This window comes from Blautia sp. HCP3S3_C12 (assembly GCF_052064155.1).
Taxonomy (GTDB): Bacteria; Bacillota; Clostridia; order Lachnospirales; family Lachnospiraceae; genus Blautia_A.
On the sequence record NZ_JBQHWC010000004.1, the window covers coordinates 159233 to 175085 of the forward strand.

At 43.6% G+C, this 15853-nt stretch carries 14 protein-coding genes and 1 tRNA gene; all 15 read right to left on the reverse strand.

What is annotated here, in order from left to right:
• Positions 1 to 239 precede the first annotated feature (239 nt).
• Positions 240 to 506 (reverse strand): 30S ribosomal protein S15, encoded by a 267-nt coding sequence (rpsO, locus tag ACTNDS_RS06085; RefSeq protein ID WP_019162053.1) that lies wholly within the window; start codon positions 504 to 506, stop codon positions 240 to 242.
• Positions 507 to 646: 140 nt separating this feature from the next.
• On the reverse strand, positions 647 to 1546 hold the full coding sequence (locus ACTNDS_RS06090; protein ID WP_441034437.1) for a bifunctional riboflavin kinase/FAD synthetase: 900 nt from the start codon (positions 1544 to 1546) through the stop codon (positions 647 to 649).
• A gap of 36 nt (positions 1547 to 1582) precedes the next feature.
• On the reverse strand, positions 1583 to 2467 hold the full coding sequence (truB, locus tag ACTNDS_RS06095; protein WP_441034439.1) for a tRNA pseudouridine(55) synthase TruB: 885 nt from the start codon (positions 2465 to 2467) through the stop codon (positions 1583 to 1585).
• Positions 2467 to 3429, reverse strand: coding sequence for a DHH family phosphoesterase (locus ACTNDS_RS06100; RefSeq protein WP_441034441.1), 963 nt, complete (start codon positions 3427 to 3429; stop codon positions 2467 to 2469). The genes truB and ACTNDS_RS06100 overlap by 1 nt, the downstream gene beginning before the upstream one ends.
• A 12-nt stretch (positions 3430 to 3441) precedes the next feature.
• Positions 3442 to 3852: a 30S ribosome-binding factor RbfA gene (rbfA, locus tag ACTNDS_RS06105; protein ID WP_019162057.1), complete on the reverse strand. Its 411-nt coding sequence runs from the start codon at positions 3850 to 3852 to the stop codon at positions 3442 to 3444.
• Positions 3853 to 3910: 58 nt separating this feature from the next.
• A complete protein-coding gene (gene infB, locus ACTNDS_RS06110) occupies positions 3911 to 6568 on the reverse strand; it encodes a translation initiation factor IF-2 (protein ID WP_441034443.1) in 2658 nt (885 codons plus the stop codon).
• A gap of 3 nt (positions 6569 to 6571) precedes the next feature.
• Positions 6572 to 6871, reverse strand: coding sequence for a L7Ae/L30e/S12e/Gadd45 family ribosomal protein (locus ACTNDS_RS06115; protein ID WP_019162059.1), 300 nt, complete (start codon positions 6869 to 6871; stop codon positions 6572 to 6574).
• A complete protein-coding gene (gene rnpM, locus ACTNDS_RS06120; protein WP_019162060.1) occupies positions 6861 to 7136 on the reverse strand; it encodes an RNase P modulator RnpM in 276 nt (91 codons plus the stop codon). The genes ACTNDS_RS06115 and rnpM overlap by 11 nt, the downstream gene beginning before the upstream one ends.
• Positions 7120 to 8292, reverse strand: a complete 1173-nt coding sequence (gene nusA, locus ACTNDS_RS06125; RefSeq protein ID WP_441034446.1) for a transcription termination factor NusA — start codon at positions 8290 to 8292, stop codon at positions 7120 to 7122. The genes rnpM and nusA overlap by 17 nt, the downstream gene beginning before the upstream one ends.
• Before the next feature lie 27 nt (positions 8293 to 8319).
• Positions 8320 to 8784, reverse strand: coding sequence for a ribosome maturation factor RimP (gene rimP, locus ACTNDS_RS06130; protein ID WP_026076997.1), 465 nt, complete (start codon positions 8782 to 8784; stop codon positions 8320 to 8322).
• A 137-nt stretch (positions 8785 to 8921) separates the two neighbouring features.
• Positions 8922 to 11168 carry a DNA gyrase/topoisomerase IV subunit A gene (locus tag ACTNDS_RS06135; protein ID WP_173743853.1) on the reverse strand — a complete coding sequence of 749 codons (2247 nt, stop codon included), beginning with the start codon at positions 11166 to 11168 and terminating at the stop codon, positions 8922 to 8924.
• A gap of 22 nt (positions 11169 to 11190) precedes the next feature.
• Positions 11191 to 13116: a DNA gyrase/topoisomerase IV subunit B gene (locus ACTNDS_RS06140; RefSeq protein WP_441034449.1), complete on the reverse strand. Its 1926-nt coding sequence runs from the start codon at positions 13114 to 13116 to the stop codon at positions 11191 to 11193.
• 243 nt (positions 13117 to 13359) lie between these two features.
• Positions 13360 to 13431 (reverse strand) — tRNA-Glu (locus ACTNDS_RS06145).
• A gap of 135 nt (positions 13432 to 13566) precedes the next feature.
• Positions 13567 to 13692, reverse strand: a complete 126-nt coding sequence (locus ACTNDS_RS06150; RefSeq protein WP_303242381.1) for a hypothetical protein — start codon at positions 13690 to 13692, stop codon at positions 13567 to 13569.
• 3 nt (positions 13693 to 13695) lie between these two features.
• Complete coding sequence (locus ACTNDS_RS06155) at positions 13696 to 15843, reverse strand: RNA degradosome polyphosphate kinase (protein WP_441034451.1); 2148 nt, start codon at positions 15841 to 15843, stop codon at positions 13696 to 13698.
• Positions 15844 to 15853: the final 10 nt, after the last annotated feature.

Consider the following 15853-nt stretch of genomic DNA (forward strand, 5'->3'; position numbering starts at 1 on the left):
AATTCATTATTATTGTTCATCCAGACTGTATCGCTATGAAAGGATGAGTATGGAAACAGGAGTCCGAAACAACTGAAAAAACTACTTTTACCATAAATTCCCCTGCATTCTTCTGCATCATAGAAATAATCTTTTCAGTAGTCTCGGAAATAACTCCTGCATTCACAGAAAATCTGCTGCTGACAGCTTTTCCGACTAAAAATGGGGCGGATGGTATATCCGCCCCTTCCGCATACTAATTATTTTCTTAAACCTAATTTTTCAATCAGTGCACGGTATCTTTCGATGTCTGTTTTCTTCAGGTAAGCTAACAGTCCACGTCTCTGACCTACCATTTTCAGAAGACCTCTTCTGGAATGATGATCTTTGTGGTTGCTCTGTAAATGCTCTGTAAGCTCCTGAATTCTTGCTGTAAGAATAGCTACCTGTACCTCTGGTGATCCTGTATCGCCTTCAGTTCTTGCATATTCTTTCATGATTGCTGCTTTCTTTTCTTTTGAAATCATTTTAATTTCCTCCTATTTATATAATATTATTGATTGGACCGCCGCATATTAAGGGATGGTCGGAGTTTCCTGTCCCTGAACATGGGCTGAATTCACCTTGAATAGTATAGCACATTGCCCATGGTGTGTAAACTCTTTTTTTATTTTTCTTTTCGAAAGTATTCCTGACCTTTGACTGCATCCTTTTCCAACTGTTTTTTTAAAGCTTCCAGAGATGTAAATTTCTGTTCAGGTCTGAGAAATTTTTTAAAATCCACCCGACAGTACTTGCCATAAAGGTCTTCATGGCAATCAAACAGATAGGTTTCCACTCCAAGAAATTTCTCTCCTCCTACTGTAGGTTTATAGCCAATATTGGTGATTCCCTGATATGTTCTTTCCTTAAAATACGAAACTGTGATGTAGACACCGTTAGGCGGCATCAGTTTCTCTCCAGAAGGAATCAGATTTGTTGTGGGAAGGAGATATTTATGTCCCATTCCCCGGCCATGCTCCACTTCTCCCTCCACAGAGAAATCCATTCCCATAAGAGCATGAAATTTTTCCATATTGCCTCTGCTCAGTTCTTCCCTGATAAAAGTGCTGCTGATCTTCCTGCGTCCATCCATTTCTTTTGGCAGAATTTCCACATCAAACCCATATTTTCTGCCATATTCTTTCAGCATCTGCGGAGTTCCTTTTCGTTCAAAGCCAAACCGGAAATCCTCCCCGACAGCCACGTAGGAGGCCTGAAGGTCTCCTACCAGAATTTCTTTTATAAAATTTTCTGCTTTCATATGCCGGATCCGGTCATTCAACGGACATTCCAACAAAATATCTACGCCCAGCTTCTCTAGCAGGCGACATCTTTCTTCTTTGGTAAGAATGGTTCTGGAAGCATTTCCAAGAGCCAGCACTACTGCCTGTGCTCCCTCCTGCTTCTGTCCGATAATTTTCTCCACAAGCTTTCTGTGTCCGCGATGTATGCCATCAAACTTTCCAAGAGTTACCGCGCTGTGGGCAATCCTGGGAAAATCATTCTCGATTCTTATATATTCCATTGTGTCTCCTAATTATCGTAATGTCTGGATAATGTCTCAAAACATTTTCACAGGGAAATATAGAAACCGCCTTTCATCCCACTGATAAACTCCGGCAAATGCACCTCCACTGCTACACATTCTGATCCAGCCCTGCTTCTCACATCCGGAAACCACTCCCTGAGGAAGAGGATTCCCATTAGCAAGAAGCCTGTCACCTTCTTCTTTACAGCAAATCCGGGGATATTCTCCCAGGATTTCTTCTATACCCAGAACCTTATCCTGTATAGCTCCAGACTTTACAGCTTCCTCTGCCTGTGCAAGTGTAATGGCATCCTTTAATTCAAATTTTCCCACTTTTGTACGCACCAGAGATTCCATGGCAGCACCGCAGCCAAGCTTCTCTCCCATATCATGGCACAGTGTTCGGATATAGGTTCCCTTGCTACAGACTACACGATACCGCACCAACGGCAGATTTATCCCCAGAATTTCAATCTGATAAAAGTGTACAGGCCGTGGCTTTCTCTCCACAGTCTTTCCCTCTCGTGCCAACTCATAGAGTTTTTTCCCATTTACCTTCAGTGCTGAATACATGGGAGGAATCTGAAGCTGTTCTCCAAGAAAGGATTCCGCTGCTTCTTTTACCTCCTTCTCAGTCACAGAAATCTGTTCCGTCTGTGACAGAATAGTCCCTGTCATATCCTGTGTGTCTGTCACTACTCCAAGGCGCATAACTGCCTCGTAGGTTTTCTCTTTATCAGTGATCAGATCCACCAGCTTTGTAGCTTTGCCCAGTGCTACCGGGAGAACCCCCTCTGCGTCCGGGTCAAGGGTTCCGGTATGCCCGATCTTTTTCATATGAAGAATTCCCCTCAATTTTGCCACAACATCATGAGAGGTATACCCTTTTTCCTTGCGGATCACTATGATTCCATCCATCAGCCCTCTGTCTCCTGAAACTGTTTGCATATCTGCCCTGTCACATTATTGATCACATCGTACACGGATCCTTGCAGATCACAGCCTGCTGCACGCATATGTCCGCCGCCGCCAAAGTATACTGCTATCTTGCTTACATCAATTTTTCCGTTAGATCGAAGAGAAACCTTGAAAGACTGCTGTTCAAACTCATAGATAAACATAGCAACCTCCACACCCTGAGTGAGACGAAGCTGACTGACAATACCATCCAGATCCTTACCATCAGCACCGTAGAAGTCCATATCTCTCTTTTTGAGATAGCCAACAATACATTTCCCATCCAGAAGCATAATGCTCTCTGCCAGAACTCGTCCCATAACCTGATTCTGGATATAAGTTTTCTGATAAAAAGATTCATCAATAATCTTACTGAAATTGAATCCTGTTTTCATCAGTTCTCCGGCAATCCGCATGGTATCCGGAGAAGTTGAAGAATACTGGAACACTCCTGTATCATGAACCATTCCTGTATAGATTGGTTTGGCGATCGTGCAATTTATTTTTTCAGGATCCAACAGACTATACAGCACCTCACAGGCAGAGCTTACCTCGCCCCGAATATGATTGATCTGGGCAAATCCAGGATTGCTGACATGATGATCAATACAGGCTGTCTTTTTTGCAGAGTCAAAATAGGGAGCTGCAATGGCCAGTCTGTCCTTTGCGCTCACATCGCAAGTAACAAAAAGGTCATATTCCTTCTCACCATCCAGTTTCATTTTAACCTCATCCATACAGTCAATATGACCAAAAACCGGTTTTGGATGATCCAGATACACATCCACCTGAATCTCCGGCCAGTAGGTTTTCACATATAAATATAATGCCATACAGGAACCGACGCAGTCACCGTCCGGACGAACATGTCCGCCGATTCCCATTGTTTTCACACCATCCAGTATCTCCGCAATATTTTTCATATATTTAACCTCTCAAATTTCTTCCTCATCCTGGAAATTGTCAATATCAGTTTCCTGTTTGTGAGACTGATCTTTCTTTGCAATATCATCGATCAATTTAGACATGGTCACACCATATTCGATGGACTCATCCAGGATGAAACGAATCTCCGGCGTATTCCTCAGATTCATATTATGAGCAAGCTGACGTCGGATATAGCCTTCTGCGCTTTTTAGTCCTTTGATCGTTGCTTCTTTTGCTTCTTTTTCCCCAAGCACACTAATGTATGCCTTACAGGTTTTCAGATCAGGAGCCACTTCCACAGCCATGACAGAAGTCATGGGATGAATACGCGGGTCCTTGATCTCATTACGGATGATGGTGCTCAGCTCTTTCTGAACTTCACCATTGATCCTTGTATTCTTAATACTGTTTTTTCGCATTCAGATATTCACTCCTATTTTATCAGCCGGACATTTCTATCCGGCTGTATCCTGATACCTATCTTGGTACCTCTACCATAATATAGGCCTCTACCTTATCTTCTTCTTTTACATCATTAAAGCCGTCAAATACAAGACCACATTCATAGCCCGTCTTGACTTCTTTTACATCGTCCTTAAATCTCTTCAGAGATGCAAGTTCTCCCTCGAAGATCTGCTCTCCTTCTCTGGAAATACGAACCTTACAGTTTCTCTGGAAGACACCATCCAGAATATAGCTTCCTGCAATTGTACCAATTCCGGATGCCTTAAACAGCTGACGAACCTCTGCATGGCCAATTACCTTCTCCTCAAATACAGGATCCAGCATACCCTTCATAGCAGCTTCCACATCTTCGATTGCCTGATAGATAACTCTGTACAGGCGGAGATCTACGCCCTCCTGCTCTGCCAGCTGTTTCGCTGTAGTATCAGGACGGACATTAAAGCCGATAATAATCGCATTTGATGTAGCCGCAAGACTAACATCAGATTCATTGATGGCTCCAACTCCACCATGGATAACTTTAACAACCACTTCCTCATTGGAAAGTTTGGTCAGACTCTGTTTTACGGCTTCTACAGAGCCCTGCACATCAGCCTTTACAATAAGCGGCAGTTCTTTCAGGTCACTTGCCTGAATCTGATCAAAGAGATTATCCAGAGACAGTTTACCCTTTGTCTCCTCCAGCAGACGATTCTTGTTTTCTGATACGAATGCCCCTGCAAAATTCTTCGCCTCTTTATCACTGTCAAAGGACAGCAGAATCTCGCCGGCATTTGGAACATCACCAAGACCCAGAATCTCTACCGGCGTGGAAGGACCAGCCTGTTTAATACGTCGTCCCCTGTCATCCATCATTGCACGTACCTTACCGCTGCATGCTCCTGCTGCAATAAAGTCCCCTACATGAAGAGTTCCCTTCTGTACAAGAATTGTAGCAACAGGGCCCTTTCCTTTGTCAAGCTGTGCTTCAATAACCAGACCTCTAGCTGCACGGTTTGGATTTGCTTTCAGTTCACATACCTCTGCTGTAAGCAGGATCATTTCAAGAAGAGTATCAATTCCCTCTCCTGTATGGGCAGAAACAGGTACAAAAATTGTACTTCCACCCCAGTCTTCCGGAATCAGCTCGTATTCAGAAAGTTCCTGTTTTACACGTTCAATATTGGCACTTGGTTTATCAATCTTGTTAATAGCAACAATGATCTCAACGCCTGCTGCTTTTGCGTGGCTGATAGCCTCTACTGTCTGAGGCATTACACCATCGTCCGCTGCAACAACCAGAACTGCAATATCTGTAGAATTAGCACCACGCATACGCATTGCAGTAAATGCTTCATGTCCCGGAGTATCCAGGAAAGTAATCTTCTCTCCGTTGATCTCTACCACAGAAGCACCGATATGCTGTGTGATACCGCCAGCCTCACCTCTGGTTACATTTGTTTTACGGATAGCATCCAAAAGAGATGTCTTACCATGGTCAACGTGACCCATAACACAGACAACCGGTGGTCTTGGAACCATCTTGGCTTCATCCTCTTCTTCCTCTTTCAGAAGCTCTCCGATCACATCCACCTTCTCTTCCGGTTCTGCAACAATATCATATTCCAGAGCAATTTCCTGAGCTTTTTCAAAATCAATCTCATGGTTCACAGTAACCATCATACCCTGCATGAAAAGCTTCTTTACGATGGCAGAAGGCTGCATTTTCATTGCCTCTGCCAGTTCGCGGATCGTCATCTTCTCCGGAAGGGTAATCTCCTTAACCTCTGGTTTCTTCTCTTCCTGCTTTGGCTGAGGAGTCGGCTTCTGCAGTGCCTTCGGTAATCTGGAATTCTTGTTAAAGCCTCCCTGATTTGGTCTGCGTCCACCATTGTTCTGGCTCTTGTCGAATTCTTTTTTCTTATTTTTATTCTCTCTGTCGCGCTCTCTCTTGCTGTCCTTGGAAGTCTTGGTCAGTTCAGGTGCAAATACCATGTCATCATTCTTTCTGGTATTCTGGCGCTGTCCCTGCGGACGGCCTTCGCCCTGTGGTCTGCCCTGGTTAAATCTGCCTCCCTGGCTTCTTCCATCTCCCTGCGGACGACCGCCCTGGCGGTTCTGGCCATCTCCCTGGCCTCTTCCCTGTCCAAAACGATTTCCCTGTGGACGGCCTTCACCCTGGAAACGACCACCCTGACGGTTCTGACCATCTCCCTGTGAACGGCCCTGGCTAAATCTGCCTCCCTGGCTTCTTCCATCTCCCTGCGGACGACCACCCTGGCGGTTCTGGCCATCTCCCTGTCGGGAGCCTCTGTTGCCGGCACCTGCACGGTCCGAAGTTGTCTGACGCGGAGACTGAGTTTCTGCTGTCTTTGTCACAGCTGGTTTTACTGTCTCATTTGTCTTTGGTGCCTCCGCTTTTTTTTCAGCTGCAGGCTTTACTGTTTTCTTTCTTGTTTTTCCTCCGTCACTTGCATTCTGTGCATGATAAACACGGATAATATTCTTTTTCTTTTTAGGTGTTTCAGCCTTTTCTCCTTCAAGATTTGCTGTTACAACCTTTTCTTCTGTTTTGGGAGTATCCAATTTCGCAATATGCTCCTTTCCCCTATTATATTTATCTATTTCTGTTACTTCTTTGTTCTGTCTTCCAAGCCCTTTGGCCAGCTCATGTGCCTGCAATTTTGACAATTGCTATACCTCCTTCATGATTGCTTTCGCAAAGTTTTCATCCTGGACAGCCAGGCAGGCACGGAATTCCTTTCCCATTGCCCTGCCAAGGCTCTCTTTATCTGAATAAAAAGAAATCGGAACTTCATAAAAGCTGCACATGTTTCGGAATTTCTTCTTGGTATTCTCTGATGCATCCTCAGCTACAATAACCAGCAGTCCCTTTCCTGTTTTTACTGATTTCTCAGTGGAAAATTCACCGCTTACAGTCTTGCCTGCTTTGGTAGCCAGCCCTATCAGTGACAGTACTCTGTTATTTTTCAATATCCTCCAGCTCCTTCTTCAGTCGCTCATATACTTCGTCCGGAATCCCTGCCTTCAAAGAACGCTCCAGGCCATGATTTTTCATTGCCTTTTCCAGACAGTCCCTGGAGAAACACAGGTAAGCACCTCTACCGTTTTTCTTTCCGGTAGTATCCAGTACAATTTCATCCTCTGTAGTCTTCAGGACTCTTATCATTTCTTTTTTACTTTTCATTTCCCTGCAGCCTGTACATTGGCGCATAGGAATCTTACTCTTCGTTTTCATGATCTGCTGCTTCCTGCTCCTCTGCAAAAGTCTCTTCAGTACCGGACTCTGCTTCGGAAGCATTTTCTGCATATTCGTCACCGGACTCCTCATCCTCATCATAATCATAGAAATCGCCGGACTCTCTTGCCTGGGTTTCACTCTTGATATCAATCTTGAACCCTGTCAGTCTTGCTGCCAGACGCGCATTCTGTCCTTCCTTGCCGATTGCAAGAGAAAGCTGGTAATCCGGTACAACCACCAGTGCTGTTTTATCATCCGGATCTGCCATAACTGCAATTACTTTTGCAGGACTTAAGGCATTCTCAATAAGAATTGCCGGATTCTCATCCCAATTGATAATATCAATTTTTTCACCGCGGAGTTCTTCTACCACAGCATTAACACGGGCTCCGTTCATACCTACACAGGCTCCTACAGGATCTACATCCGGATCATTGCTCCATACTGCGATTTTAGTACGGGAACCAGCCTCACGGGCAATACTCTTAATCTCTACAGTACCATCTCTCACCTCTGCAACCTCTGACTCAAAAAGTCTTTTTACCAGTTCCGGATGAGTTCTGGATACCAGAATACGAGGTCCCTTCGGTGTATCCTTAACTTCCAGGATATACAGCTTGATTCTCTCTGTAGGTTTGAAATGCTCACTCTTAACCTGTTCGTTTTCGCTTAAAACAGCATCTACCTTACCCAGATTAATGCTTACATTCTTGCCCATCACACGCTGCACAATACCTGTTACCACTTCTTTTTCAATTCCATGATATTCATCATACAGTACTCTGCGCTCTTCCTCACGGATTTTCTGCAGAATTACGTTTTTGGCATTCTGTGTTGCAATTCGTCCGAATTCCTTAGACTGGATGGGGACCTGGACGATCCCGCCGATTTCTGCTCTGGATGTGATTTTCTGAGCATCTGTCAGAGAAATTTCCAATGCCGGGTCTTCCACATATTCCACAACATTTCGCTCTGCATATACAGCAAAATCACAGGTTTCCGGATTAATGGTCACATGTACATTGTCCGCTTTGCCAAAATGGTTCTTGCAAGCCTGGATCAGAGACTGTTCAATTGCCTCCAGCAATGTATCCTTGCTGATATTTTTTTCCTTTTCCAGGATATTCAGCGCCTCCATTAATTCTTTGTTCATTTTTTTCTTATCCTCCCGAATTTATCACTAAAACTCAATTGCCTGACGTATCAGAGCCATATCCTTTTTCTCAAATGTTCGCTCCGTGCCATCTTCATCGATTGTCACACTGTTACTGTCAAACGCGGTCAATATACCGCAGAACTCTTTTTGTTTCTCAATTGGCCGGTAGGTACGGACCTCCACCAGTTTTCCCATGTTTCTCTGAAAATCTTTTTCTTTTTTCAACGGTCTGTCCAGCCCCGGAGAACTGATCTCCATGATATAGCTATCTTCAATAAAATCATTCTCATCCAGCTTATCACTGAAAGCTCTGCTTACTGTTTCACAGTCATTCACTGTGATTCCACCCGGTTTGTCGATATATCCTCTCAGATACCAGTTTCCGGCTTCCTTTACATATTCCACATCCACCAGTTCAAATTCATTCTGCTCCACAATCGGCGCCAGAAGCTCTTCTGCTCTTTTCTCATACTCTTCCCGTCTGCTCATTTTCCCACCTGCCTTTCCATTCAGCAAATAGGAGTGGGCTCACGCCCACTCCTATTTCAACAAGTTCTAATCTTTTCCTATTGTAGCACCAATTATGGGGAAATGCAAGGCTTTTCCGGCATTTTCTTTTTATTGTTTCAAATACGTGGCTTTGTGCCTTTGGTATCACGCCTGGAAAGCTTCACCTTATTCAGAGTATATGGTTTGTCATGATACTCAATGGTATACTCCTGCCTGGTCTCCAACATATATGCATGAGATACCCTGTCTCCTTCTGCCAGCTTCATCCCCCGGACACCGATAGATGTTTTTTTCATAGAAGAAACATCCTGTTTCTGGAATCGCAGGAAATATCCCCCTTCGCTCTGAAGGACGATCTGCTCCATCTCATCTGCAGATCCCACAAAAATCAAGCTATCCTCATCTCCCAGCTTGGTAGACACAATCGTTCTTTTTGCCACCTCAAACTCTGCGCCGGACACTAACTTGCACATAGAAGAAGCTGTAACAAACAACAGGGTTGACTGTCTGATCTCCGCCAGCGGCGCCACATAGAGCATTTGTTCTTCCGTACTGTTATAATTGCTCAGATTATCTGCCGGTGTCCCTTTATCCCTGAACCGTACCAGAGGTATATCTGCCACCTTAACACTGTGCATCTTGCCTTTATCTGTAAATATACAGATCTTATCCGTATTCATGCAATGGAATACATATTTATTCTCTGCAGTGGCAGCATCTTTATTTCTCTCATATGCAGATTTATCGATCACTCTCATATAACCAAAACGATCCATCAGGAATGTAACTTCCATCTCTTCCATTTTCTTTTCTTCGTATACGGCTTCCTCTGCATTTTCAATTATTGTACGGCGTCTGGAACCATATTCTTTCTTAATCTGATCCAGATCTTTCATGATCACAGCTGCCATAGAATCATAATTATTCAGAACATCCTCATAGAGAGCAATATTCTTCATGGTTTCTCCATATTCTGCCTGGAGTGCCTCCATCTCCAAACCAATCAGTTTATACAGTCGCATTTCCAGGATAGCCGTAGCCTGTCTTTCTGTAAACTGCAGTGTCTTCGCAGCTTTCTCGCTGGACCTGGACTTAAATTTAATTCCTTCTGTATTTCCCTCAACCAGACATTTTTTCACCTGCTCACGACTTTTGCTGCCGCGAAGGATCTCAATGATCAGATCAATCACATCACAGGCCTTGATCAGACCTTCCTGGATTTCCTTCTTCTCCTGCTCTTTATTCAGAAGTGTGGTATATTTTCTGGTTGTAACGTCAAACACAAAGTCCACATGGTGCTCTATCACCTGCTTCAAGCTCAAAGTTTCAGGTCTGCCATCTGCAACTGCAAGCATATTGACACCAAATGTATCTTCCAGCTTTGTTTTCTTATACAGCATATTGGTCAGGTTCTCCACATCAGCATCACGCTTCAGATCAAGAACTATACGGATTCCTTCTTTGGAGGACTGATTTGAGATATCCACAATATCTGTTGTTTTCTTACTTTCCACCAGAGATGCAATATCATTCAGGAATTTTCCTATATTCGCACCTATCATAGTGTATGGGATCTCCGTGATCACAAGCTGCTGCCTGCCGCCCTTCTGCTTCACTGTCTCTACCTTGCCTCTGACACGGAGTTTTCCTGTTCCTGTCTCATAGATTTTGAGCAGGTCATCTTTATTTACCACCAGACCGCCTGTGGGGAAATCCGGTCCTTTGAGATAACGCATCAGACCTTTGACACTGATGTCATTATTCTTCATATATGCCTTTACAGCATCAACTACCTCTCCCAGGTTATGAGGAGGAATGCTGGTTGCCATGCCAACTGCGATGCCGTCAGCTCCGTTTACAAGAAGATTGGGAATTCTGACAGGCAGCACCACAGGTTCTTTTTCTGTCTCATCAAAGTTTGGCATAAAATCCACAACATTCTTATCCAGATCCTCAAGAAAAACATCCTGTGTCAGTTTTTCAAGTCTTGCTTCTGTATATCGCATGGCAGCTGCACCGTCGCCTTCAATGGAACCGAAATTTCCATGTCCATCAACCAGAGTTTTACCTTTTTTGAAATCCTGGGCCATCACTACAAGAGCTTCATAGATGGAGCTGTCCCCATGGGGATGGTATTTACCCATAGTATCACCTACAATACGGGCACATTTTCTGTAAGGTCTGTCATATCGGATCCCCAGTTCATACATATCATACAGTGTTCTTCTCTGTACAGGCTTTAATCCGTCACGCACATCCGGCAGAGCTCTGGAGATAATAACACTCATGGCATAGTCGATATAGGATTTCTGCATGACCTCCGCATAGTCGGTAGGGATCACATTCTCCTGTTTTGTTTCCATTTATTTCATTCCTCCATTTATATCAGATATCCAGTTCAGCATCCTGCGCATGCTCATAAATAAATTTCTTTCTCGGCGGCACATCACTTCCCATAAGAACCTCTGTCACGCTGGATGCAAGTCTTGCATCCTCGATCTCCACACGTTTCATCATTCTGGTTTCCGGATTCAGCGTAGTTTCCCAAAGCTGTTCTGCATCCATTTCTCCCAGACCTTTATATCTCTGCAGAGTGAAGCTTCCCGGCTTATGGGCGCGTCTGTATCTTTCCAGCGCCTTGTCATCATACAGGTATTCTTCCTGTCCTTTCTTTGGCATAACCTTATACAGCGGTGGCATGGCAATATACACATGTCCCTCTGTGATCAGGTCTGGCATAAAACGATAGAACAGAGTAAGGAGCAAGGTAGAAATATGAGCTCCATCCACATCAGCATCAGCCATGATCACGATCTTGTCATAACGAAGCTTTGTAATATCAAAGTCATTACCATATCCTTCGGAAAATCCACATCCAAAAGCATTGATCATAGTCTTGATCTCCGCATTTGCAAGTACTTTATCAATAGTAGCTTTCTCCACATTCAGTATCTTACCTCTGATAGGAAGGATTGCCTGATAATTACGGTTACGGGCAGTCTTTGCAGAACCTCCCGCAGAATCTCCCTCCACAATAAAGATCTCACACTGGGAAGGATCCTTTTTCTCACAGTTTGCCAGTTTTCCGTTAGAGTCAAAAGAATATTTCTGTTTGGTCAGAAGATTAGTTTTCGCTCTCTCCTCTGTTTTACGAATCTTTGCTGCTTTCTCTGCACAGGAAAGAATAGTCTTCAGAGTCTCCAGATTCCTGTCAAAATAAAGTACCATCTGCTCTCCCACCACTTTACCTGTGGCACGGGACGCATCCTGATTATCCAGCTTTGTCTTTGTCTGTCCCTCAAATCGAGGTTCCGGATGTTTAATAGAAACAACCGCTGTCATTCCATTACGGATATCTGCACCTGTAAAATTAGGATCTTTATCTTTCAGAACGCCAATCTCTCTGGCATAAGTATTCATCACTGTAGTAAAGGTAGTTTTAAATCCTGTAAGGTGTGTACCGCCTTCTGCATTGTAAATATTGTTGCAGAATCCAAGTACATTCTCCCTAAACTCATTGGTAAACTGGAAGGCCACCTCTACCTGAATTCCATCAGACTCTCCTTTCAGATAAACCGGTTCGTGGAGCACCTCTGCATTCTGATTCAGGTCCTTAATAAATCCGATAATCCCATCCGGTTCATGATATGTGATATCCTCAATCTCAGCACCTCTTTTATCTTCAAAATGTATCGTCAGCTCCGGATTCAGATAAGCAGTCTCATGGAGTCTGCTCTTTACTTCTGTCGCGGAGAATCTTGTCTTTTCAAAAATCTCCGGATCAGGCAGGAAATTAATACTGGTCCCTGTCTGTCTGGTCCTTCCCAACTTTGGCAGAAGTCCCTCTTCCAGTTCCAGCGTAGGAATTCCCCTTTCATAATGATCGTGATGTATATATCCGTCACGACTGATCTTAATATCCAGATATGTAGACAATGCATTGACAACCGAGGAACCTACTCCGTGAAGTCCTCCGCTGGTCTTATAGGCTGAATTGTCAAATTTACCGCCTGCATGAAGTGTGGTAAATACAAGTCTCTCTGCAGATACTCCCTTTTCATGCATATCTACAGGAATTCCTCTTCCGTTGTCTGTAACTGTACAGGATCCGTCTTTCTCCAGGACCACATGGATCAGACTGCAGTATCCCGCCAGATGTTCATCCACCGCATTATCTACGATCTCATAGATCAGATGGTTAAGTCCTTTTCTCGAAACACTTCCGATATACATTCCCGGACGCTTACGGACCGCCTCCAGACCCTCCAGAACAGAGATACTCCCTGCATCATAGGTTTCTTTCTTTGCCATATCTGTTATCTTTCCTTTCTTTCTGTCTTGGCATATTTTCTGAAATATATTCTGCCTTCACTCAGGTATGATCAGGTATAACGCCTGCAAACAATAGCTTCAGTCATGAACGTTTGTTCTGTATTATAAACGAATTTTAAATTTATTTCAAGCATACATTTACGCTCTGACCCACGCATTGCTTCTGGCAAAAAAAATGACCAGAATCGAAATTCTGATCATTTGTTTCCCACTATTTGTTAGCAGCCAGTACGGGAATCGAACCCGTGTTTTCGCCGTGAGAGGGCGACGTCTTAACCCCTTGACCAACTGGCCATTTCTTTGTGTCGTTTGCGTCTCTCGCTGTCGACTCATTTAATATACACCATATTTTTCTAAAATGCAAGTACTTTTTTTAAAAAATTTCAATTTTTTTATTTTTCGCGAATTTTCCTTGTAAAAACCCCGTATTTACAAGGTTTTCTCCGGGTAAAAGCTTTTCAGCATTTTTGCTTTCACCAATATCAGGGAAAGTCCATGGACTTTTTCTTCAGATTCCATGGACTTTCTCAATGCCAGCATTTTTATTACTGCCACATTTTAATCTTCAATATCCTCCGCTGGTTCTGCAGGAACAAATACCCTGGATTTTTTTGTCTCGTGTTTCTGCTGAACAGCCCTCTCTGTAGCCTCCATACAAAATTCCATCTGGGAATTCAGCTGTACCTTTCCACGTTTATCCGGTTTGACATAAATTCCATCAGGCTGAAGGATATGAGCCTTTACATTATCCCTGAATTCCAGATCCAGCACATGCTCCAGTTCTTTTTTGATTTTTTCATCCTCCACAGGGAAAACAATTTCCACACGTCTGTCCAGATTTCTTGGCATCCAGTCAGCACTTCCCATATAAATTTCAGGATTTCCACCGTTTTCAAAATAGAAAATACGGCTATGCTCCAGAAATTCGCCTACAATAGAACGCACATGGATATTTTCGCTGATTCCCGGCAGTCCTACCTTCAGGCAGCAGATACCTCTTACCAGAAGCTCTACCTGTACTCCACAGGAAGATGCATAATAAAGGGCAGCCATAATCTTGGGATCGCAAAGAGAATTCATCTTTGCACGGATCAGCGCCGGCAGTCCCTTCTTTACATTTTCAGCTTCTCTCTCTATCAGACTTACAAATCTGTCCTTCATCCAGATAGGAGCCACGATCAGTTTATTCCAACGCTTCGGTTCCGAATAGCCTGACAACATATTAAACACAGCTGTAGCATCCTCGCCAAATCTTTCATCACAGGTAAATATACCGCAGTCTGTGTAAAGTTTTGCTGTTGAATCATTATAGTTACCTGTAGCCAGATGCACATAGCGGCGGATTCCGGTCTCTTCCCTGCGCACCACAAGGGTAATCTTGCTGTGTGTTTTCAGCCCAACCAGACCATAGATAACATGACATCCTGCTTTTTCCAGTTTCTTGGCCCAGACAATATTATTTTCCTCATCAAAACGAGCTTTCAATTCTACCAGAACAGAAACCTGCTTGCCATTCTCTGCTGCCTGAGCAAGAGCTGCAATAATAGGGGAATTACCACTGACGCGATACAAGGTCTGCTTGATTGCCAACACATCCGGATCCTTTGCAGCCTGACGCACAAAATTAACAACAGGATCAAAGCTCATATATGGATGATGAAGAAATACATCACCCTCACGGATCACCTGAAAAATATCCTTATCATTCTGGAAAGCAGGCACAGGAGCCGGCTGGTATCTTGGGGTCTTATACCGGTCAAAGCCCTCTGCCCCATATACCTTCATCAGCATGGTCAGATCCAGAGGTCCATTGATCTTGAAAATATCCGCTTCTTTGATATCAAACTCCATTTTCAGGATATCCAGCAGTCTCTCATCCATTTTGTCTTCTATCTCCAGACGGATGACCTCTCCCCACTGACGTTTCTTTAACTGTTTCTGAATCTCTACCAACAGATCCTCTGCCTCATCTTCATCAATAGTAAGATCTGCATTACGCATAATACGATAAGGATGTGCACAGACTACATCATAACTCAGAAACAGCTTATCAATATTTTTTTCAATAATCTCTTCCAGAAGAATCACCGAAGTATCTCCCTCTTTCATAGAAGGAATCCTCACTACTCTCGGAAGCACAGAAGGAACCTGTACAGTTGCAAACATAGGCTCTTCTTTTTCCTTTTTTCCTTTTTTGGAAATCAATGCACCGATATTTAGTGTTTTATTTCGAATAAGAGGAAATGGTCTGGAAGAATCCATAGCCATAGGCGTAAGCACAGGATAAACATTATCCTCAAAATATCTGTCCACATAAGCCTTCTGTTCCTCTGTAAGATTCTCATGGGCTCCTACCAGATGAAGCCCTGCCTTCTCCAGCGCAGGAATCAGAGAACGGTTCAGCGTATTATACTGCACATGAACCAATTCATGGGTACGCAGACTGATCTCCTTCAACTGCTCTTTAGCTGTCATCCCGGCAATATCTGTCTTATGATAGCCCGCATGCACCTGATCCTTCAGAGATGCTACACGAACCATAAAAAACTCGTCCAGATTGGAAGCTGTAATACTTAAAAATTTCAGTCTGTCAAATAAAGGAAGTGTTTTGTCTCTGGCCTCACTGAGAACACGTTCATCAAATTTTAGCCAGCTCAGTTCCCGGTTCACAAAATATTCACTTTTTTCAAATTTCTCAAGTTCCATTATTTTCCTC